Genomic DNA, 20,142 nt, shown 5'->3' with positions numbered 1-20,142 from the left:
AGACTCTTCCTTTTAGTTAAGACACTTACAGCAGGGTCTTTCGTTGATTTGACGGCGGAATAAACAACGATTCGCGGTATTTAGCGATAGTTCGCCTAGCCACGTTTATCCCTTGTTCTAACAAAATCTCCGCCATTTTACTGTCACTTAGCGGTTTTGCCGGATTTTCTGCCGCCACCAATTTTTTAATAAAAGCACGAATGGCAGTGGAAGAACATTCACCACCACTCTCTGTACTAACATGACTGGAGAAAAAGAACTTAAGTTCAAAAATTCCACGTGGTGTATGCATATATTTATGAGTGGTGACGCGTGAGATCGTCGACTCATGCATACCGACCATTTCTGCAACATCATTCAATACCATCGGTTTCATGGCTTCTTCACCATGCTCAAAAAAGGCTTGTTGTTGCTGCACAATGCAATTGGCTACTTTGAGTAAAGTATCGTTTCGGCTTTCTAAGCTCTTTAAAAACCATTTAGCTTCTTGCAAGTGCGAACGAATAAATTGCGTATCAGCGGAATTTTTAGCGGTTTTGCTCATCGCCGCATATTGCTGATTGATCCGTATTTTGGGCATAGCGTCAGCGTTTAATTCGACTTGCCAACGACCTTTTACTTTTGTCACCGTGACATCAGGAATCACATACTGCTGTTCTTGTTTAATCACATCAGCACCCGGCCGTGGATTTAAACTGTGGATCAACTGCATGACTTCCTTTAACTCTTCTTCTTTGAGTTTAGTCACGCGCATCAAAGAACGAAAGTCTCTATTTGCTAAAAATTCGGTATAGTTGCTAATAATGAGTTTTGCATCATTTAAATAGGGGGTAGTTGGCTCAAACTGCCGTAACTGCACCAGTAAACACTCTTGCACCGAGCGCGCGCCAACCCCGACCGGATCAAATAATTGAATGCGTTTAATCACGGCTTCAACTTCGTCGGCCTCGACCTCGTTAGATTGCAGTGAGTCGAGTATTTCTTCGCAGCTGATACTTAAAAAACCATTGTCATCGATGGCTTCAATAATGATCTCAGCAATAGCCCGGTCGATTTCAGAAAAGGGCGTCAGTTGCATTTGCCAACGTAAATAATCTTGCAGGGTATCGCTGGTTTCACCCTGATACACCATATCGTCATCAGGCATGTTGCCACTGCTAACAGGGGCGGCACTGACTAAGTCATCCCAGTTATTATCTAGCGGTAAATCTTCTTGGATGTTTTGTTGATTCAGATCATCGCTGGTATCGCGATCGGCAGCGTCTTTTTGCTCTGAGTTTTTGTTGCGTGGATCGTCAAGGGTATCGCGATTGATATTGCCAAGACTGTGATCAACCTCATCTGGCTGACGTTCGAAATCATCATCGCCTTCGAGTAACGGGTTCGCGTCTAACGCTTCCTGTATTTCTTGCTGTAGCTCAATGGTAGACAACTGTAATAGGCGTATCGCCTGTTGCAGTTGTGGCGTCATGGTAAGCTGTTGTCCTAGGCGGAGTTGCAAAGAGGGCTTCATGTACCTGTAATTCTCTCCTGAATGCGCAGTTGCGTTCTATCTTCTTTACTATAGCCTGAATTGCTCACCTAGGTATACATCACGTACCTGCTGATTTGCTAGAACATCTTGCGGAGAACCGGCTGCAATCAGTTCGCCATGACTGACAATATAAGCGATTTCACAAACATCTAACGTTTCACGCACATTATGGTCAGTAATGAGAACACCAATGCCACGTTGGGCGAGGTGTTGAATGATTTTTTTGATATCAAGTACTGAAATCGGGTCAACGCCAGCGAACGGTTCGTCTAATAAAATAAAAGCGGGATCAGCGGCTAATGCTCGCGCGATCTCAACCCGACGACGCTCGCCACCAGATAACGCCATCCCTAAACTGTTGCGGATATGGCCGATATGAAATTCTTCTAATAAATCATCGGCAATTTCAGCGCGGCGTTGCGTGCTTAAATCTTTGCGGGTTTGCAAAATGGCCAATAAGTTTTCATGCACAGTCAATTTACGAAAAATCGAGCTTTCTTGCGGTAAATAACCAATGCCGGCGCGGGCACGTTGGTGGATCGGAGCAAAAGTAATATCTTGCTCGTTGAGGGTAATGGTGCCTTTATCCGAGGGAACTAAGCCAACAATCATGTAAAAGGTTGTCGTTTTACCTGCACCGTTAGGGCCCAATAAACCGACGATTTGCCCTGCATTGACCTCTAAGCTGACATCTTTCACTACCTGCCGGCTTTTATAGCTTTTGGCGAGGTGCGAGACCACTAACTTCATGGATTGTCCTTGTTTTCTGGGGTGAAAATCGTGGTAACGCGACGATTTTGCTCACCTTCAGCACTTAATTGTTGTAATTCAATGTTGTAACGGATCACGGCACCGCGCACTAAGCTACCGCTTTGCATCACTTCGGCATTACCCGATAACGTTAAAATTCGGCTGGCACGGTCAAATCGGATCTCATTCGCTTGAGCGGTTACAGGACGATCACCTTGCAGAGTTTGTGAATAGGTCGCCGGTGAGCCTGTTGTAATAAACACCTCTTTACCTTTACCAGCACTGGCGTCGACTTCAAGTTTGTCTGCTTTGATCAACATGGACCCCTGACGTACGACAACGTTATCGGCATAACTGGCAATGCTGTCAATTAATGAGGCTAAGGTTTTATCTGCATCGACCGAGATGGGCTGTTTATGATCCGGTTCGGCGGCCAAACTAACGGCAGAAAAAAAGGCCAAAACAATCATTAAGCTATTAATTTTCATTGAAATATACCGTCTCTAAATGCTTTTGCAATTGTATGGTTTCTTTTGTTAAATCGACATGCATACCTTGCCCTTTAATGAAAAAACCGGCGCCGGTGATCTGAACGATTTCATGCGTATGAATACTTTTTTCAGGCAACATCAGTTGTAATGAGGCCGTTTCAACGCGTTCTACTAAACCTAGGGTTTGTTTGTTTTGCAAAACCACTTGGTTTTCCAAAATAATCTTATCTTCAGGAAACCAGACACCTTGTAAGCTACTGATTTCCCAAGCAGGCTGATGTGCTTTATTAAACAGGGTATAGCGCGGTTGATCAAACTGCGTAAAGCCGAGCTGTTCAAAATGCTCTAATTTCAGCGCCTGCACGTGATCGGCAATATAGCCCTCATTGTCGTAGATGCGCAAGGTAACATTTTCAGCAATGTAATCCGGTTGAAATTCTCGATCCACTTGCAGATCCACTTGCTCAACGCTGGGATTCAACCACAGGTAGCCCGCGACTATCACGAGTAACATGACGATGAGCACAAAAAACTTTCTCATGAGCTGCTGCCATCAAATTGTAAAAATCGCTGTTGCGCAATCAGTAACAGATCGCATAATTCGCGCACTGCACCAAAGCCGCCAGGTAATGACGTTGCTAAATGGGCGTGCTTTTGCAAATAAGGATGTGCATCTTTTACCGCGACGGCTAAGCCACAATGTTGCATGACTTGCCAATCGGCCAAATCATCACCGATATAAGCGACTTGGCTGGCATCTAATTGCAGTTCAGCGAGCAGCGCTTGAAATGCAGCTGTTTTATTTTCTTGCCCTTGATAAATATAGGGCACAGTTAGCGATTTCATACGCTGCTCCACAATGGCCGATTGTCGCCCTGTTATCACGGCTACTTCTATGCCAGCTTGGCGCAGTGCTTTAATGCCATAGCCATCCCGGGTATGAAAGGCTTTTAGCTCTTCACCTTGATTACCTAAGTAAATGCGCCCATCCGAAAATACGCCATCGACATCACAGATAAGTAATTTAATATCAGCCGCGCGGCTGGCGTTAGTATCACTGATAGCTTGGTACAACTGGCGATATAAGTCCATGTTACATTACTCCTGCTCGCAGTAAGTCGTGCATATTCATGGCGCCGATTGGCTCGCGCTGCTCGTTAACAATGATCAGGCCATTAATTTTTCGTTGCTGCATAATATTTAACGCTTCGGCGGCGAGCATTTCTGCTTTAACCGTAATGCAATTGACCGTCATCACCTTGGCAATAGAGGTGCTGTGTATATCAATACGTTGATCAAGAATACGTCGTAAATCACCGTCTGTAAAAAGCCCAGCTAAGCGACCTTGTGCATCGACCACGGTGGTCATGCCGAGCCCTTTGCGTGAAATCTCTAATAAGGCATCTTTAATGCTGGCCTCTTGCGGTACGATAGGCACTAAATTCTCTTTATGCATTAAATCTTCTAAGCGCAACAATAACTTGCGACCAAGGCTGCCACCGGGATGCGATAACGCAAAATCATCGGCTGAAAAGCCTCTAATATCTAACACCGCGACAGCCAAGGCATCACCCATCGCCAGTGTCGCCGTGGTGCTGGCGGTGGGCGCTAGGCCAAGTGGGCAAGCTTCTTGAGGTACAGCTACACATAAGTGAATATCGGCCAAGCGCGCTAACGTAGAATCCGCTTTCCCGGTCATGGCGATCAGTGGAATACCCATGCGTTTGATAATTGGCACTATGGTCAGTAATTCTGCTGTTTCACCAGAATTGGAGATGGCGATAACGATATCGTCTTTTGACAACATACCCAAATCACCATGGCTCGCTTCGCCTGGATGCACAAAAAAAGCCGGAGAGCCAGTAGAGGCGAGGGTTGCCGCTATTTTGTTGGCAATGTGGCCAGATTTACCAATACCGCTGACGATAACTTTACCTTTATTATCGAGTACCAGCTGACAAGCGCGCTCAAAATCATCATTAAGATATTGTTCGAGTTGTCGAACGGCTTCGGCTTCGATGCGTAATACCGCTAAAGCCTGTTCACGGAAAGTCTTTGTGGTCATAACCAAGTTTACGCCAAATGAGTAAATAACAAATATTGGTAGCCAATAAAGCCGCTTAAAAGCAAGCCACCTTCTAATCGATTGATACGTTGTTGCTTGCCGATACGTATTGACATTAATAACAGTGCAAAGGCCGCCGCGATCATCACGTAACTATCCCGCGTACCAGCATTAATATCGAGTGTTGAAGGCCCAATCACTGCGCCTAAGCCTAACACGGCTAAAATGTTAAAAATGTTTGAGCCGATAATATTGCCCAGCGCCAGATCATCTTCGCCTTTTATTACGCCTATGACGCTTGCGGCGAGTTCGGGCAAACTGGTGCCGATAGCAATAATTGTTAAGCCGATGATTAAATCACTCATTCCAGCATAACGGGCAATGGTGACTGCACCCTGAACCAATAACTGCGAGCTGGCTAATAACAACACTAAGCCGGCGATAACCCAAAACACCGCCTTTAGAGTAGAGGTTGGGGGTGGAATTTCTGATTCAATTTCGCTGATAAGCGGATCGGTTGGGCTGGCATGCTTACCCCAGTACACCAACAAACTGATAAAGCTGAAAAAAGCGATAAGCAAGATAATACCTTCAGCCCGCGTTAAGTTATGGTCTGATAAAAAATAATATCCAACAAAGGTGAAAAACAGCATTAACGGAAATTCGCGCTTCAAGGTTAATGAGGCAACCGTAATCGGTTTGAATAGGGCAATCACCCCAATGACCATTAAGATATTTGTGATATTGGAACCTAAAGCGTTACCAACCGAGGTGTCGAGTCGCCCTTGTGCTGCGGCTGTTGCCGAGACCAACATTTCTGGCGCGGATGAACCCATCGCAACAATCGTTAATCCGATGATCATTGGCGAAACACCGCTATTGCGGGCAACAGATGATGCGCCGAATACGAAACGGTCAGCACTCCAAATCAGCAATACGAGTCCGACGATAACGAAGATAATGGCTAATAACAAAGGTGATATCATGGTGTCCGTTGTCTGCTTAACAGTTAAAAAGGGTATTTTCCCGTTTCTTGCTGCTAAATGCAAAAAAACCTCGGTAAAAACACCTACGCCAAGCATTATTCGAAAATACCTGCTGTTCGTTTCGAATTATTGCCACGACTTACTCTCTCATAGCGTTTACAATAAGCACACTTTGCCACTTTGCTCATATTGTAAACTGTTATGAATGTATATAACATGCGCGCCCTTAGCAAGATTGCCCGTTTAACGAGAGCTGACTGGTTGCAAAGAGAACTGGAGAAATAATGTTGTCTGATGTGTTGGTCGATATCCAAAACCTGAGCTTTTCACGCGGAGAACGAGTGATCTACCGCGATATGTCTATGCAGTTTGTCAGGGGAAAAGTTACCGCCATTATGGGGCCTAGCGGCATTGGTAAAACAACGCTGTTAAAACTGATTGGTGGTCAATTGATCCCAGACAGTGGCAATATTATGTTTGATGGCGTAAATATCCCTAAATTGTCACGTTCAGCTTTATATCAAGCCCGTAAAAAGATGAGCATGCTGTTTCAAAGCGGTGCCCTATTTACCGAACTATCGGTCTTTGACAACGTGGCCTTTCCACTTCGTGAACACACCCGTTTATCAGAGTCGTTAATTCGATTAATTGTATTAATGAAGCTGGAGGCCGTAGGTTTACGCGGTGCACGGGATTTGATGCCAGCTGAATTATCCGGTGGTATGGCAAGACGTGCTGCATTAGCTCGGGCAATCGCTTTAGATCCTGAGTTAATCATGTACGATGAGCCTTTTGCGGGGCAAGACCCTATTTCAATGGGGGTTATTGTGCGATTGATCCGCGAACTTAATAACGCCTTGGGTTTAACGTCTATCGTGGTGTCGCATGATGTAAAAGAAGTCATGAGTATCGCCGATTACGTTTATGTTGTGGCAGATAAAACTGTGATTGGCCAAGGTACGCCAGAGCAATTACGTGCCGATCCATCGCCATTAGTGCAGCAATTTTTAAATGGCGATGCAGACGGGGCAGTGCCCTTTCATTATAAAGCTGCAGCTTATGAAGATGAATTAATGGAGCTCGGCAAGTGATCGCAAATAGATTACAAAAAATAGGCCATCAAACGCTCAGTACCATCAGTGGTTTTGGTCGTGCAGGTATCATGTTATTTGGTGCCATAGTGGGTAAGCCCGATTTCCGTAAAGGCTTCCCGTTGTTTATCAAACAATTGTATGTCATTGGCGTGTTGTCGTTGATGATTATCCTCGTGTCCGGCTTGTTTATCGGCATGGTGCTGTCACTGCAAGGTTATAACGTTTTAGTAAAGTTTGGCGCAGAGGGCATGTTAGGCCCGTTAGTCTCGCTAAGTTTGCTGCGCGAGTTAGGCCCGGTAGTCACCGCGCTGTTATTCGCGGGGCGTGCCGGTAGCGCGCTTACCGCAGAAATTGGCTTAATGAAAGCGACTGAGCAATTATCCGGTATGGAAATGATGGCAGTTGATCCGCTGCGTCGTATTATCGCTCCACGCTTTTGGGCGGGGGTGGTTGCCATGCCATTACTGGCATTGCTATTTAATGCTGTAGGCATATTAGGTGGCCATTTGGTTGGTGTAGAATGGTTAGGTGTCGATGCAGGTAGCTATTGGTCTGCTATGCAAGCTAACGTTGACCTGTATCAGGATGTGTTAAATGGTGTAATAAAAAGTGCAGTGTTTGCACTCGTGGTGATCTGGATTGCATTACACAAAGGTTTTGATGCCATCCCGACTTCGGAAGGTATTAGCCGTGCCACCACTCAAACGGTAGTCACGGCATCATTGGCTGTTTTAGGCTTTGATTTTATATTAACTGCATTAATGTTTGGTGGATAAAAAATGACCACGCGTAAAATTGAAATTTTAGTTGGCGGCTTTATTGTCTTGGCTTGTGCGGCCTTTTTAATGTTGGCCTTAAAAGTAGCTGATACCGGTTTTGGTGGTGCTTCGCAAACTTACACCTTGTATGCCAAGTTTGACAATATTGGCGGTTTAAAAGTGCGTTCACCCATTAAGGTGGGTGGCGTGATTGTTGGCCGTGTTGGCTCAATTGAGTTAGATCGCGTCAGCTACACGCCAGTGGTTAAGTTAGAAATTAACGCTGAGTACAGTAACTTTCCTGAAACGAGTTCAGTGGCGATTTTAACCTCAGGCTTATTAGGTGAACAATATGTTGGCTTGTTACCAGGGTTTGTCGATGACACCGTATTGATGTTAGGTAACGGTGATACCATTGAAGACACGCGTTCAGCTATCGTGCTCGAAGAGTTAATTGGGCAGTTTTTATTTAATCGGGGGAATTAATGAGAGCTTTATTGCAAAAGGTGAGTGTGTCTTTGCTATTAACTGCAGGTTTAGTCTTACCTGCGCTAGCTACCGAAACTTATACCGATCCTTACAAAATGATCGAAGTGGTTGCAGACAAAACCTTTAATCGGGTGAAAACAGATCAGCCTATCATTAACCAAGATTTAGAACATTTGCGGGTGATAGTGCAAGAAGAATTATTACCTTATATTGATAGCCGTTATGCTGCGGCGATCGTCGTTGGCCGTACCGTTGATATTCGTAAAGATCCAAAAGCCTTTGATGATTTTGTAAAAGCCTTTGAACAATATATGATTGGTTCTTACGCTGGAGCTTTAACCTATTACAAAGAACAAAAAGTGATGATTGAGCCATCTAAAGTGATTGGTAATCAAAGTATTATCACTATTCGTACTCGGGTGATGGATCCAGGTAAGCCTGACATCGTTATTGATTTTAAATTACGCCGTCCACGCAATGCGGAAACGTGGCTGGTGATCGATTTAATCGCCGAAGGTATTTCTTTACTCGATAGCAAACGCGCTGAATTAAATAACTTGATCAGACAGCAAGGTTTGGCCAGTGTGACTGAGTTGCTGAAAGAAAAATCTAAAGAGCCGGTTAAGTTAGCCAACGATGATAGTGCAAGCACTTCGGAGTAACAGGTGGCATTAGCAATCAGCCAAACCGATCAAACGCTGTTTTTTAGTGGCGAACTCGATCGCGATACGTTAATGATGCATTCACCCTTCACGTTGTTAAATAAGTTGCAGGGTGAGGTAATCTTTGATTTCTCGGCGTTAACCAATGTAGACTCGGCAGGGTTGGCTTGGCTGATCCAGCAGATTGCACGCGCCAAGACGTTGAAAATAAAAATTGAAATTATCAAGGTGCCGGCACAGCTACTTTCACTTGCTAAAGTAAGTGCGGTGACCGACATTTTGCCTATAACCAATTAAGGTGTAGTTATGGAAATTGCTCAGATAGAGCAACTGTTAAAAGAACATCTGCAACTAGCAGAAGTTTATGTTAAAGCTGACGGCTCACATTACGCAGTCACTGCCGTAGGTGATTGTTTTGACGGCTTAAGCCGCGTTAAACAACAGCAGCTTGTCTACAGCCCGTTAATGGCAGCGATTGCTGATGGCAGTATGCATGCAGTAAGTATTAAGGCCTTTACGCCGCAGCAGTGGCGCAGAGAAAAACTTTTAAACCCTCCGCTCTGAGATCCACTATGCAACAGTTTTTAGTTACTGCCAACGGCCCACTACAAGGTGAAGTCGTGATATCGGGCGCAAAAAATGCCGCCCTGCCTATTCTGTTTGCAAGCTTATTAGCTGAGCAACCTACCACCATTCGCAATGTACCCAAACTCAAAGACATCGAAACGACATTTAAGCTGTTGCAGCTATTTGGCGCCAAGGTTGAGTGTGATGCGGATGTCGTAATTGTTGATGCCAGCCAAATTAGTAATCAATTTGCTCCGTACGACTTGGTGAAAACCATGCGTGCCTCTATTTTAGCGCTAGGCCCTTTATTGGCACGCTTTGGTCAAGCCGAGGTTTCTTTGCCTGGTGGCTGTGCTATCGGTGCCAGACCTGTCAATTTACATATCGACGGTTTGCGTAAAATGGGCGCAGAGATCACGGTTGAAAACGGCTATATCAAAGCGCAGGCTAAACGCTTAAAAGGCGCGCACTTAGTGATGGATATGGTCAGTGTGACAGGTACCGAGAACTTGATGATGGCGGCGACCTTAGCCGATGGTCGTACGGTCATTGAAAACGCGGCTCGTGAACCAGAGATTGTTGATTTAGCGAATTATCTGAATACCCTAGGTGCGAAAATTAGCGGTGCTGGTACAGACACCTTAGTGATTGACGGCATGCCTGCGTTACAGGGGGGGGAGCATCGTGTTCTGCCTGATCGTATTGAAACAGGCACCTTTTTAGTGGCAGCGGCGGTAACCGGTGGCGATATTACCTGTTTAAAAGCAGCACCAAGCGATCTAGAAGTTGTGCTAGAGAAATTACGTGAAGCCGGTGCTGAAGTGACAACGGGTGCTGATTGGATCCGTTTAAACATGACCGGAAGAAAGTTAACGTCGGTAGATGTTAAAACGGTGCCTCACCCAGGCTTTCCAACAGATATGCAAGCCCAGTTTACGGTGTTAAACGTGGTAGCTGAAGGTGTTGGTGTCGTCACTGAAACGATTTTCGAAAATCGCTTTATGCATGTACCGGAATTACAACGTATGGGCGCGAAAATCCGCTTAGAAGGAAATACAGCAGTTTGTCAGCACAGCCCATCGTTAACTGCAGCTCAGGTAATGGCAACCGACTTACGCGCTTCGGCAAGCTTAGTGATTGCGGGTTTAGTGGCTAAAGGCACCACAGTGGTGGATCGCATTTACCATATCGACCGTGGTTATGAGCAAATCGAACATAAACTACAAGGCTTAGGTGCGCACATTGAGCGAGTAAACGGTTAAGCGTTTGCTTATAAATAAAAAAACCGCAGAAATGCGGTTTTTTTATTGCTTAAAACTGATTAAATCAGCTGATGCATCTTATGTGCGCATTTAGCGGCGCGGCTGTTCCCTAACGATAGTTGGGATCACCATACGCTCACCGTTACGGTCGATGGTGATTTGTAACTCGGTATCGGGGGGCGTTTCAGCGATAAAGTTTAACGCATGCCGCATATCTTGAAAGTGTTGTCCGGCAATTTCCAAAATAATGTCATTGGCTTGTAAGCCAGCCATTGCCGCAGGGCCATTACTGGTGACTTCACTTAAGCGCAAACCATAAAGCGCTTGGCCAGATGAAAATAAAGGATCACCCGCAGCGTTGATTACAGCTTGACCGGCAACGCCCAAATAACTGCGTGTCACACGGCCATGTTTAATGAGCTTTTCCATAATAATACGGGCGAGTTGATAGGGCACAGCGAAGAATATACCTTGGATATCCTGATTTTGTACTTGGAACGCGGCAGCATTAATGCCAACCAAGGTGCCATTACTGTTTACCAAAGCACCGCCCGAATTGCCTTTATTAATGGCGGCATCCATTCGCATAAAATCAGGATAGCCACGAGAGCTTAAGCCATGGTTGCCATTGGCGCTGATAATACCTTGGGTGATGGTTTGACCTAAATTAAGTGGGTTACCGATAGCTAGTACCAAATCGCCAACTTGGGGCTCGATGTTGGGATCTTGCGGGATCACCGGTAAGTTGTCGGCTTGTACATAAAGCACGGCTAAATCAGACACTTCATCTTGACCGATTAACACGGCTTCTAGCCAGCGACCGTCTTGTAAAGCCACTTCAATGTGATCGGCACCATACACCACGTGATAATTTGTCAGAATATAGCCTTGTGCCGACATAATGACACCTGAACCTAACTCTTGCCGTTCAATGGTGCGGGGTTGTAACGAGCGGGGATCGACAATTCGACTGCGTGTGTAGACATTTACCACCGCTGGCGCAGCACGTCGTACCGCATGGTTATAAGAAACCGGCGCGGTGTTTTGTTCGGTATGAGGTGTTTGCCATAACGACAAGTCAACCCGAGCGATGTTGGGGAAAAACAAGATAAGAATAAAGGCGAGCGCTAAGCCGTATGCGCTACTTTTTAAAATAAATAACAAAAGGTTGCGCACAATGTCGCTTCTGCCTAAAGATGAATAAGTTTAGCATAGCATTTTTTTAGCACAGGCAGTAGCGTTCAGCTACCACCTGCCTAAATTAAGCGCTTAACGGATTAAGATATACAGTTGATCATTACCACGTTGGATATACAGCGCGGCAACGCCACCATCGCGTTTTTCTAATAACCGACGTAGCTCGGCAAGGTTGTTCACACGTTGACGGTTAACCCCAGTAATAATATCGCCTTGGCGTAAGCCAATTTGTGCCGCGGGTGATTCCGCTTCCACGCTACTGACTTCCACGCCTTTGTCAGCATTATTTAAGGTTGCACCTTGTAGCATAGGGTGCAATTGTGTCGCCGCAACCTGGCCACTGGTGGTCTCTTGCAGTACGACTTTAATGTCGCGTTCTTTACCGTCACGCAGTACGCCTAAAATGGCTTCACGGCCTGAACCCAGGGTGGCGACCTTGGCACGTAATTCATTGAAGCTGTGAATACGATTGCCGTTCATACTGACAATCACATCACCTGATTTCAAACCACTTTTCGCTGCTGCGCTGTCTGGCAGCACTTCGCCGACAAAGGCGCCGCGACTGACATTCAGATTTAATGCTTTGGTCAGCTCAGAATTAACATCATTACCGCGAATACCCAAGCTACCACGGCGAATTTCACCAAATTCAATAATTTGCTCAACCAAGTTTTTCATCATATTGGCGGGGATAGCAAAGCCGATGCCGACATTACCGCCATTAGGCCCTAAAATAGCCGTGTTAATGCCGATCAGCTCGCCACGTAAGTTCACTAAAGCGCCGCCCGAGTTACCGCTGTTAATAGCAGCATCAGTTTGGATAAAATCTTCAAAGCCTTCATTTAAGCCACTGCGGCTTAATGAGCTAATAATGCCAGAGGTCACGGTTTGTTCTAAACCAAAGGGGTTACCTATGGCAATCGCATAATCACCCACCCGCAGTTTGTCAGAATCTGCTAGAGGTAACTCAACCAGGTTATCGGCTTCAATTTGCAATAAAGCGATGTCGCTTTCTGGATCGGAACCCAGTTTTTTTGCGGTAAAGGTACGGCCATCTTTTAAGCGAATTTGAATTTCAGAAGCATCTTGCACAACATGGTTATTGGTGACGATATAGCCTTTTTTGGCATCAATAATGACACCTGAACCCAAACCACGGAAGGGTTGCTCGCGGCGCATTTCACCTTGGCCGCGCTGGCCGAAAAAGTATTGAAAAGCTTCAGGCATACGCTGGCGTACTTCACGGCTACCCGCAACAGAAACATAGACTACAGCGGGCGTGGCTTGTTCAAGCATCGGCGCCAGCGAAGGCATTTGCTGCTCTTCTTTTCCGAAAAACGGTAAGCTGGCGTGTGCTGGGGATGCAGGAGCCAACAACATTGCTGCTAACACGGCAGCGCTAAGCAAAGAAAATTTCTGGTTCATCGCGTAATGTCTCCTTCTATGACAGTGTCACTAAGAGCATCGCACCCCAAAAAAGTTCTGAGCAGTCGCGCACTAACGGTAAAAGTTTTCTATTCGCCTTTACTTGGCCGCTCTTTAATCAAGCCGCTGGCTTGACCAGAGTAATCACGCGGTTGCTCACCAATTTCTGAGTGTTCTCTGCGACGCTCATTCAGTTGATGTAACGATTGTTTAATATGTAATGTGGTATCCGCAGCAAAATAATTCACTTCATCGCTTGGGCTGGTCGGCTGCTCAACCAGTTGCATTTTCGATTGCTGCACATGACGTGCAATGCGTGAATAATTATCCTGCAACTGGCTCATTAACTGATTTGTTGTCTCCAGATGTTCTGAGACATCTTTGCGATACTGCGTCAGTTGTTTGCGGCTTTCGTCTAATTCTTGTTGCAGCTTGTGTTGGCCAAATTGTTTTAGGCTAATGATCCTGCTGATGGCCGCACCAATTAATAAACCGACAACCAGCCCAATTAAAACCGATGTATAGTCCATGCTTACTCCTAACGATGAAATACTTTACTTAGTGTACCCTAACTTCTTATACAAGGTGGTAAGGCATGTTACTATTATGCCTCATATTTAAGGTTTCGTTTCGCTACTTTCAAGTTAAAGGCCATGACCCCACTAGAAAAATATCAACAAGATCTGTTGCGCCCTGATTTTCATCTTGACGCTGCTCAAGAAAATGCGGTTAAGCAACTACAGCGATTGTTTGATGATTTTATCAGTCGCCCACCGGCAAAACAGAGTTTTTGGCAAAAATTGACCGGAAAAACGCAGAGCGATAGCCCTTTACTCGGTTTGTATTTCTGGGGAGGCGTGGGCCGCGGTAAGACCTATTTGGTCGATACGTTCTTTGAATGTTTACCGACACAACGCAAAATGCGTGTGCATTTTCATCGCTTTATGCACCGAGTGCATGATGAATTAAAGTCATTAAAAGGGGTGAGCGATCCGCTCGAAAAGGTTGCCGATCGTTTTAAAGCGGAAACCGATATTATTTGCTTTGATGAATTCTTTGTTTCAGACATTACCGATGCGATGATTCTAGGCACCTTAATGCAAGCCTTGTTTGCGCGCGGCATTACCTTAGTGGCCACGTCAAATATCGAGCCAGACGGTTTATATCGCAATGGTTTGCAGCGAGCACGCTTTTTACCTGCAATTGAACTTATCAAGCGCTACACCAAAATTGTCAATGTCGACAGTGGCATTGATTATCGCTTACGAACTTTAGAAATGGCCGAGATTTATCATTATCCGCTAGATGAGCAAGCTGACATTAATTTACAGCAGTATTTTCATGCGTTATCGGTTGAGCCTCGTCAGCAAGCGGTAAAAATTGAAGTCGCCAACCGCTTATTAACCACGCGGGCCGAAGCCGATGGTATAGTGTGGTTTAGCTTTAATGAGTTATGCGAAACGGCGCGCAGTCAATACGATTACATCGAGTTAAGCCGGTTGTATCATACGGTATTGTTGTCGGGTGTAACGGCGATGGGACAACAAAATGATGATGTCGCTCGGCGCTTTTTAGCATTGGTTGATGAGTTTTATGAGCGGCACGTAAAGCTGATTATCTCTGCGACAGTGCCGTTAGAACAGCTTTATCAGGGCGGTTTACTTAGCTTTGAATTTAAGCGCTGCTTAAGTCGTTTGCAGGAAATGCAGTCACACGATTATCTGGCCAGTGAGCATTTACCTTAAATGTGCTGAACCGTTAATTTTTTTGCAAATGAATGCTGATTTTTAAGATTGTTTAATATATAATCCGCGCCCGGCCGACGTTACAGCCTCATACTGCCGTTAGCCCGGCGGTTTTTGCATTCGAAGGGGTGCGATAACGACATTGCTGCATCAGCCCTGCACAGTGTCAGGTGTAACTTAAGTTATTTTTGGAATAGGTTTAGATGAAAACTTTTACTGCAAAACCAGAAAGCGTAACCCGCGACTGGTACGTTGTTGATGCAAACGGCAAAACTTTAGGTCGTATCGCAACTGAAATCGCATCGCGTTTACGTGGTAAGCATAAGCCAGAATATACGCCACACGTTGATACCGGTGATTACATCATCGTTGTTAATGCTGAGAAAGTCGTGGTAACTGGTAATAAAGCTAAGGCAAAAACATATTACTCGCACACAGGTTTCCCAGGTGGTATCAAGGAAATCAGTTTCGAGAAATTGATTGCTAAGAAACCAGAAATGGTTTTGGAAACTGCTATCAAAGGCATGTTGCCAAAAGGCCCATTAGGTCGCGCTATGTTCCGTAAGTTAAAAGTTTACGCTGGCGCAGAGCATCAACATTCGGCTCAGCAACCGCAAATTTTAGATATTTAATCGGAGCATAACATGGCACAGAATCAATACTACGGAACTGGTCGTCGTAAAAGCTCAACGGCCCGCGTCTTCTTAAAAGCTGGTTCAGGTAACATCGTTATCAACCAGCGCGCTCTGACCGAGTACTTCGGCCGTGAAACTGCCTGTATGGTAGTTAAACAGCCGTTAGAACTGGTTGATATGGTCGAGAAATTCGACTTATACATCACTGTTAAAGGTGGTGGTATCAGCGGTCAAGCCGGTGCTATCCGTCACGGTATTACCCGTGCACTGATGGAGTTCGACGAGTCACTGCGTCCAGCACTGCGTAAAGCAGGCTTCGTAACGCGTGATGCTCGTAAAGTTGAACGTAAGAAGGTCGGTCTGCGTAAAGCACGTAAACGTCCACAGTACTCAAAGCGTTAATTCGCTGGTATGTCGAAAAACCCGGTTTTTACCGGGTTTTTTTATATCTGCAATTTTAGTTTTTGGCAATCAAACGAGCTAAGATTTAAGCGTGCGCGAAAAATAAAGTTATTTACCCCCTGTTTTATGGCTTTTGCTGCGCAACTGTATGCTAAGGATTACTGTTAAAGCATGACTAAGACTAAGATATTAGCCATTCAGTTCGCCTTAATCCTTGTGTAAAGCAAGGCTTTTCATTATGATCGAACATATTTGTGTACTTATAATAATTGCTGAATTTCAGCCGCTTAAATTTTAATCGTTTAAGTGTTTAATGTGGAGATGAGTGGATGAGCAATGCGCCTGTAGATCATGGTCGCCGCCGCTTCCTTACCATTGCGACCTCTGTAGTAGGGGGCGTCGGTGCCATAGGAGTTGCTGTGCCCTTTATTGCGTCCTGGAATCCGAGTGAGAGGGCGAAACAAGCTGGTGCTGCAGTAAGTGCAGACATTAGCAAACTCGAACCTGGTCAGCTGATTCGTGTTGAATGGCGTGGCAAACCTGTTTGGATCGTCAAACGTACCGAGCAAATGTTAGCTCAGCTTGCTGAAACTGAAGATCGTTTACGTGATCCGGGTTCAGAAGTTGAACAACAACCTGCTTACGCTCAGAATCGTCATCGTTCAATCAAGCCTGAGATCCTTGTTGCTGTCGGTATTTGTACGCACTTAGGCTGTTCTCCTACCTATTTGCCAGATGACTTTGCTGCCCAAACTGAAGGTATTCGCTCAGGTTTCTTCTGCCCATGTCATGGTTCTAAATTTGATATGGCCGGTCGTGTTTTCCAGGGCGTACCAGCACCAGCTAACTTGGTAATTCCTCCGTACATGTACGTAGACGACACCACTATTTTAATTGGTGAAGACGAGGGGACTGTCTAATGTTTAAAAATATGATGAGCTGGATTGAATATCGCTTACCCTTTATGGATAAGATGAATTTGCACGTAGTGCAGTATCCAGCACCAAAGAATTTTAACTTTTGGTATTTTTTTGGCTCACTTGCCATTCTAGTTCTGGTTAACCAAATCCTGACGGGGGTTTGGTTGACTATGAACTACGTTCCTTCTGCCGAAGGTGCTTTCGCCTCTGTTGAATACATCATGCGTGATGTGGAATATGGCTGGTTGTTACGTTATATGCACTCCACTGGCGCTTCGGCGTTCTTTGTGGTGGTTTATCTACACATGCTACGTGGCATGATGTACGGCTCTTATCAGAAGCCACGGGAATTACTGTGGATTTTCGGTATGCTGATTTTCTTAGTGCTGATGGCAGAAGCCTTCATGGGTTATATGCTGCCATGGGGCCAAATGTCGTACTGGGGTGCGCAAGTTATTATCTCTATTTTCGGGGTTATCCCGTTTGTCGGTGATGATTTAACCTTGTGGATCCGTGGTGACTACGTTATCTCAGGTGCCACCTTAAACCGTTTCTTCGCCTTACATGTCATCGCCTTACCTTTAGTTTTAGTCATCTTAGTGTTTTTACACATCATGGCTTTACACGAAGTGGGTTCAAATAACCCAGATGGTATCGACATTAAACGCGATAACGATGGTAGCGTTGAGCAAACTGCAGCAGATAAGAAATTTACCTTCCACCAGTATTTCACTCGTGGCGGTAAGAAGATTATCGTTGATGCGATCCCGTTCCACCCATACTACACGGTAAAAGATTTAGTGGGTGTGGCCGGTTTCTTACTGATTTTTGCTTTTGTTATTTTCTTTGCGCCAGAAGGCGGTGGTTACTTCTTAGAGAAACCAAACTTTGAAGTAGCAAACCCCATGAAGACACCTGACCATATTGCACCGGTTTGGTACTTCACACCGTTCTATGCCATTTTACGGGCTATTCCAGACCCATTACTTGGGGCCGTAGCGATGTTTGCTGCGATTATCGCGTTAGCATTATTACCGTGGATTGACCGTGGCACCGTACGTTCAGTGCGTTACCGTTGTGAGTTACATCGCTGGAATCTAGTGGTGTTCTGTATCAGCTTTGTTGCTTTAGGTGTGTTGGGCGTGTTACCGGCAACACCAACCTATACCTTATTTTCACAATTTTTCTCATTCACTTATTTTGCCTTTTTCGGCTTGCTGTGGTTATACAGTAAAAATGAGAAAACTAAGCCATTGCCAGTGAGGTTAACATAATGATGAGAACGTTACTTTCTGCGGTCGCCTTGTTAGCTTCATCGCTGGCAATCGCTGCCGGGCCAAGCATTCCGCTTGATAAAGCACCTGTTGATCTGCGTGATCAGGCTTCATTACAAAATGGTGCCAAGTTGTTCCAGAATTACTGCTTAGGCTGCCATCAAATGCAGTATCAGCGTTATTCTCGTACCTTTAAAGATTTAGGGATCCCTGAAGATTTAGGTATGGAACATTTAATGTTTACCGGTGAAAAGTTAGGTGATCATATTACCAACTCTATGCCGGCTGATTATGCGCAAACTTCTTTTGGTGTATTGCCACCTGATTTAACCAACGTGGCTCGAGTGCGTGGTGCTGATTGGGTGTACACTTACCTTCGTACTTTCTACGTTGATGAAAGCCGCCCATTTGGTGTGAATAACAAAGTATTCCCATTAGTGGGTATGCCTCATGTGCTACAGGAGTTACAAGGTGTTCCTTACCGTGCTTATGAGACACGTTTAGTCGATGGTCAACCAACAGAAGTGTATGTGGGTATTCGTACTGATGGCTCGGGTGAATTAAGTACCGAAGAATACGATCGTGCGGTAGGTGATTTAGTCAACTACTTGGTCTATTCTGGCGAACCTAGCAAGCTTGAATCACATGCCTTAGGCATTAAAGTTATGATATTCCTACTGATTTTCTTTGTTCTGGCGTATTTCCTGAAAAAAGAATATTGGAAAGATGTCGAATAATTTATCAGTTATACATTAAGCTGTACTCAGGGGCCTTAGTGCCCCTTTGCTGTTTCTAAATTAACCGGAGGAATACATGGCGATCATTGCCAATAAACGCCCTGTGATGACACTGTTTTCAGCAGTTGACGATATGTTCAGCCATCAGGTCCGTATCGTGCTAGCAGAAAAAGGAGTTACTGTTGATATCCTTCAGGTAACACCAGACAACGTGCCAGAAGACCTGTATGAAGTGAATCCATACGGTAGTCTGCCCACTTTATTAGATCGTGAACTTGCGCTTTATCAAGCTGACATCATTATGGAATACTTGGATGAGCGTTTTCCTCACCCGCCATTGATGCCTGTTTATCCGGTCGCTCGGGGTCAGGCTCGCCTGATGATGTATCGCATTAAAAATGATTGGTATAGCTTAGCTGACAAGGTATTAAACGATCACGAAGATGCCGCTATTGCCAGACAAGAACTTAAAGAAGGCTTATTGTCGATTGCGCCTTTATTTAGCGAAGCGCCGTTTTTTATGAGTGAAGAATTTGGTTTAGTCGATTGTTACATGGCGGCCTTATTATGGCGTTTACCTTTGCTAGGTATTGAATTAAACGGCACAGGTAGTAAGCAATTAAAAACCTACATGACCCGTATATTTGAACGCGACGCTTTCCAAGCTTCATTAACTGAGGCAGAGCGTGAGATCCGCAAGGGACTTAAGCTGTAATGCAAAAAATGACACCAAATCGCCCTTATTTGTTACGGGCGTTTTACGACTGGATAATTGATAACAAATGCACACCTTATTTGGTGGTAGATGCCAACTATCCAGATGTGCGTGTGCCACAACAATTTGTGCAAAATGGTCAAATTGTCTTGAATGTACTGCCGTCAGCGGTCGGTAATTTGCAACTGGGTAATGACTTTGTCACCTTTAATGCACGCTTTGGTGGGCAACCCTTTGCTTTGTCGGTGCCGGTAAAAGCGGTACTGGCGATTTATGCCCGTGAAAACGGTGCTGGTACGGTATTTACCTTAGAAGAAGATGATGAAGATGAGCAGGATTTCCTGCCAGAATCATTAGATGATGAACCAACCCCAGAGCCACCAAAGCCTGGTCGGGGTAGCCATCTTAAAGTTATCAAGTAATAAGCGGTTACA

Annotated in this window: 25 protein-coding genes; 15 read left to right on the top strand and 10 right to left on the bottom strand. The window is 45.1% G+C overall.

Annotation, left to right across the window (positions count from 1 at the left end; all coding sequences use genetic code 11):
* Window positions 1–25: 25 nt before the first annotated feature.
* From ORJ01_RS05460 to ORJ01_RS05430, 7 genes are read right to left on the bottom strand one after another with little or no spacing between them, the layout of a single operon-like run.
* A complete protein-coding gene (locus ORJ01_RS05460) occupies window positions 26–1,513 on the bottom strand; it encodes an RNA polymerase factor sigma-54 (protein ID WP_306177211.1) in 1,488 nt (495 codons plus the stop codon).
* 48 nt (window positions 1,514–1,561) lie between these two features.
* Window positions 1,562–2,284: an LPS export ABC transporter ATP-binding protein gene (gene lptB, locus ORJ01_RS05455; protein ID WP_226749359.1), complete on the bottom strand. Its 723-nt coding sequence runs from the start codon at window positions 2,282–2,284 to the stop codon at window positions 1,562–1,564.
* Window positions 2,281–2,772, bottom strand: coding sequence for a lipopolysaccharide transport periplasmic protein LptA (lptA, locus tag ORJ01_RS05450; protein WP_226749360.1), 492 nt, complete (start codon window positions 2,770–2,772; stop codon window positions 2,281–2,283). The genes lptB and lptA overlap by 4 nt, the downstream gene beginning before the upstream one ends.
* On the bottom strand, window positions 2,762–3,316 hold the full coding sequence (gene lptC / locus ORJ01_RS05445; protein WP_306177210.1) for an LPS export ABC transporter periplasmic protein LptC: 555 nt from the start codon (window positions 3,314–3,316) through the stop codon (window positions 2,762–2,764). The genes lptA and lptC overlap by 11 nt, the downstream gene beginning before the upstream one ends.
* Entirely contained in the window at window positions 3,313–3,867 is a 555-nt protein-coding gene (gene kdsC, locus ORJ01_RS05440) for a 3-deoxy-manno-octulosonate-8-phosphatase KdsC (RefSeq protein WP_226749362.1), read from the bottom strand. The genes lptC and kdsC overlap by 4 nt, the downstream gene beginning before the upstream one ends.
* Window position 3,868: 1 nt before the next feature.
* A complete protein-coding gene (locus tag ORJ01_RS05435) occupies window positions 3,869–4,840 on the bottom strand; it encodes a KpsF/GutQ family sugar-phosphate isomerase (protein WP_226749363.1) in 972 nt (323 codons plus the stop codon).
* 8 nt (window positions 4,841–4,848) lie between these two features.
* Window positions 4,849–5,826, bottom strand: a complete 978-nt coding sequence (locus ORJ01_RS05430) for a calcium/sodium antiporter (protein ID WP_226749364.1) — start codon at window positions 5,824–5,826, stop codon at window positions 4,849–4,851.
* Window positions 5,827–6,110: 284 nt separating this feature from the next.
* Here ORJ01_RS05430 and mlaF point away from each other — a divergent pair, with 284 nt between their 5' ends.
* From mlaF to murA, 7 genes are read left to right on the top strand one after another with little or no spacing between them, the layout of a single operon-like run.
* On the top strand, window positions 6,111–6,917 hold the full coding sequence (gene mlaF, locus ORJ01_RS05425) for a phospholipid ABC transporter ATP-binding protein MlaF (protein WP_306177209.1): 807 nt from the start codon (window positions 6,111–6,113) through the stop codon (window positions 6,915–6,917).
* Complete coding sequence (gene mlaE / locus ORJ01_RS05420) at window positions 6,914–7,696, top strand: lipid asymmetry maintenance ABC transporter permease subunit MlaE (protein WP_306177208.1); 783 nt, start codon at window positions 6,914–6,916, stop codon at window positions 7,694–7,696. The genes mlaF and mlaE overlap by 4 nt, the downstream gene beginning before the upstream one ends.
* 3 nt (window positions 7,697–7,699) lie before the next feature.
* Complete coding sequence (gene mlaD / locus ORJ01_RS05415; RefSeq protein ID WP_226749367.1) at window positions 7,700–8,164, top strand: outer membrane lipid asymmetry maintenance protein MlaD; 465 nt, start codon at window positions 7,700–7,702, stop codon at window positions 8,162–8,164.
* Complete coding sequence (locus ORJ01_RS05410; protein WP_226749368.1) at window positions 8,164–8,829, top strand: ABC transporter substrate-binding protein; 666 nt, start codon at window positions 8,164–8,166, stop codon at window positions 8,827–8,829. Before mlaD ends, ORJ01_RS05410 begins: the two co-directional genes overlap by 1 nt.
* 3 nt (window positions 8,830–8,832) lie before the next feature.
* Window positions 8,833–9,126: a lipid asymmetry maintenance protein MlaB gene (locus ORJ01_RS05405; protein ID WP_226749369.1), complete on the top strand. Its 294-nt coding sequence runs from the start codon at window positions 8,833–8,835 to the stop codon at window positions 9,124–9,126.
* Between the two features lie 9 nt (window positions 9,127–9,135).
* Window positions 9,136–9,393, top strand: coding sequence for a BolA family protein (locus ORJ01_RS05400; protein ID WP_306177207.1), 258 nt, complete (start codon window positions 9,136–9,138; stop codon window positions 9,391–9,393).
* 8 nt (window positions 9,394–9,401) lie between these two features.
* A complete protein-coding gene (gene murA, locus ORJ01_RS05395) occupies window positions 9,402–10,658 on the top strand; it encodes a UDP-N-acetylglucosamine 1-carboxyvinyltransferase (protein ID WP_226749371.1) in 1,257 nt (418 codons plus the stop codon).
* 90 nt (window positions 10,659–10,748) lie between these two features.
* Here murA and ORJ01_RS05390 read toward each other — a convergent pair whose 3' ends face one another.
* From ORJ01_RS05390 to ORJ01_RS05380, 3 genes are all read right to left on the bottom strand, one after another.
* Window positions 10,749–11,834: a trypsin-like peptidase domain-containing protein gene (locus ORJ01_RS05390; protein WP_306177206.1), complete on the bottom strand. Its 1,086-nt coding sequence runs from the start codon at window positions 11,832–11,834 to the stop codon at window positions 10,749–10,751.
* 93 nt (window positions 11,835–11,927) lie between these two features.
* Complete coding sequence (locus ORJ01_RS05385; RefSeq protein ID WP_306177205.1) at window positions 11,928–13,280, bottom strand: Do family serine endopeptidase; 1,353 nt, start codon at window positions 13,278–13,280, stop codon at window positions 11,928–11,930.
* Between the two features lie 89 nt (window positions 13,281–13,369).
* Window positions 13,370–13,810: a YhcB family protein gene (locus ORJ01_RS05380; RefSeq protein ID WP_226749374.1), complete on the bottom strand. Its 441-nt coding sequence runs from the start codon at window positions 13,808–13,810 to the stop codon at window positions 13,370–13,372.
* A 123-nt stretch (window positions 13,811–13,933) separates the two neighbouring features.
* On the opposite strand from ORJ01_RS05380, the gene zapE reads away from it, so the two are divergent.
* The 8 genes from zapE (at window position 13,934) to ORJ01_RS05340 (ending at window position 20,130) form a co-directional block, all read left to right on the top strand.
* Window positions 13,934–15,025, top strand: coding sequence for a cell division protein ZapE (zapE, locus tag ORJ01_RS05375; RefSeq protein ID WP_306177204.1), 1,092 nt, complete (start codon window positions 13,934–13,936; stop codon window positions 15,023–15,025).
* A 203-nt stretch (window positions 15,026–15,228) separates the two neighbouring features.
* Complete coding sequence (gene rplM, locus ORJ01_RS05370; protein ID WP_226749376.1) at window positions 15,229–15,657, top strand: 50S ribosomal protein L13; 429 nt, start codon at window positions 15,229–15,231, stop codon at window positions 15,655–15,657.
* Window positions 15,658–15,669: 12 nt separating this feature from the next.
* Window positions 15,670–16,062 (top strand): 30S ribosomal protein S9, encoded by a 393-nt coding sequence (gene rpsI, locus ORJ01_RS05365; protein ID WP_019675270.1) that lies wholly within the window; start codon window positions 15,670–15,672, stop codon window positions 16,060–16,062.
* 329 nt (window positions 16,063–16,391) lie between these two features.
* Window positions 16,392–16,982, top strand: a complete 591-nt coding sequence (gene petA, locus ORJ01_RS05360; RefSeq protein ID WP_306177203.1) for a ubiquinol-cytochrome c reductase iron-sulfur subunit — start codon at window positions 16,392–16,394, stop codon at window positions 16,980–16,982.
* Window positions 16,982–18,256, top strand: a complete 1,275-nt coding sequence (locus tag ORJ01_RS05355; RefSeq protein ID WP_306177202.1) for a cytochrome bc complex cytochrome b subunit — start codon at window positions 16,982–16,984, stop codon at window positions 18,254–18,256. The genes petA and ORJ01_RS05355 overlap by 1 nt, the downstream gene beginning before the upstream one ends.
* A 2-nt stretch (window positions 18,257–18,258) precedes the next feature.
* A complete protein-coding gene (locus ORJ01_RS05350) occupies window positions 18,259–18,993 on the top strand; it encodes a cytochrome c1 (protein ID WP_306177531.1) in 735 nt (244 codons plus the stop codon).
* 76 nt (window positions 18,994–19,069) lie between these two features.
* The gene (gene sspA, locus ORJ01_RS05345) at window positions 19,070–19,708 is read left to right on the top strand and encodes a stringent starvation protein SspA (RefSeq protein ID WP_226749379.1); all 639 of its coding nucleotides are present in this window, start codon (window positions 19,070–19,072) and stop codon (window positions 19,706–19,708) included.
* 8 nt (window positions 19,709–19,716) lie between these two features.
* Window positions 19,717–20,130, top strand: a complete 414-nt coding sequence (locus tag ORJ01_RS05340) for a ClpXP protease specificity-enhancing factor (RefSeq protein WP_226749950.1) — start codon at window positions 19,717–19,719, stop codon at window positions 20,128–20,130.
* Window positions 20,131–20,142: the final 12 nt, after the last annotated feature.

The sequence above is a fragment of the Alishewanella sp. SMS8 genome (assembly GCF_030737935.1).
Taxonomy (GTDB): domain Bacteria; phylum Pseudomonadota; class Gammaproteobacteria; order Enterobacterales; family Alteromonadaceae; genus Alishewanella; species Alishewanella maricola.
Note: the sequence above shows the minus strand (reverse complement) of the source record. Positions and strands in the feature narration are given on the sequence as shown.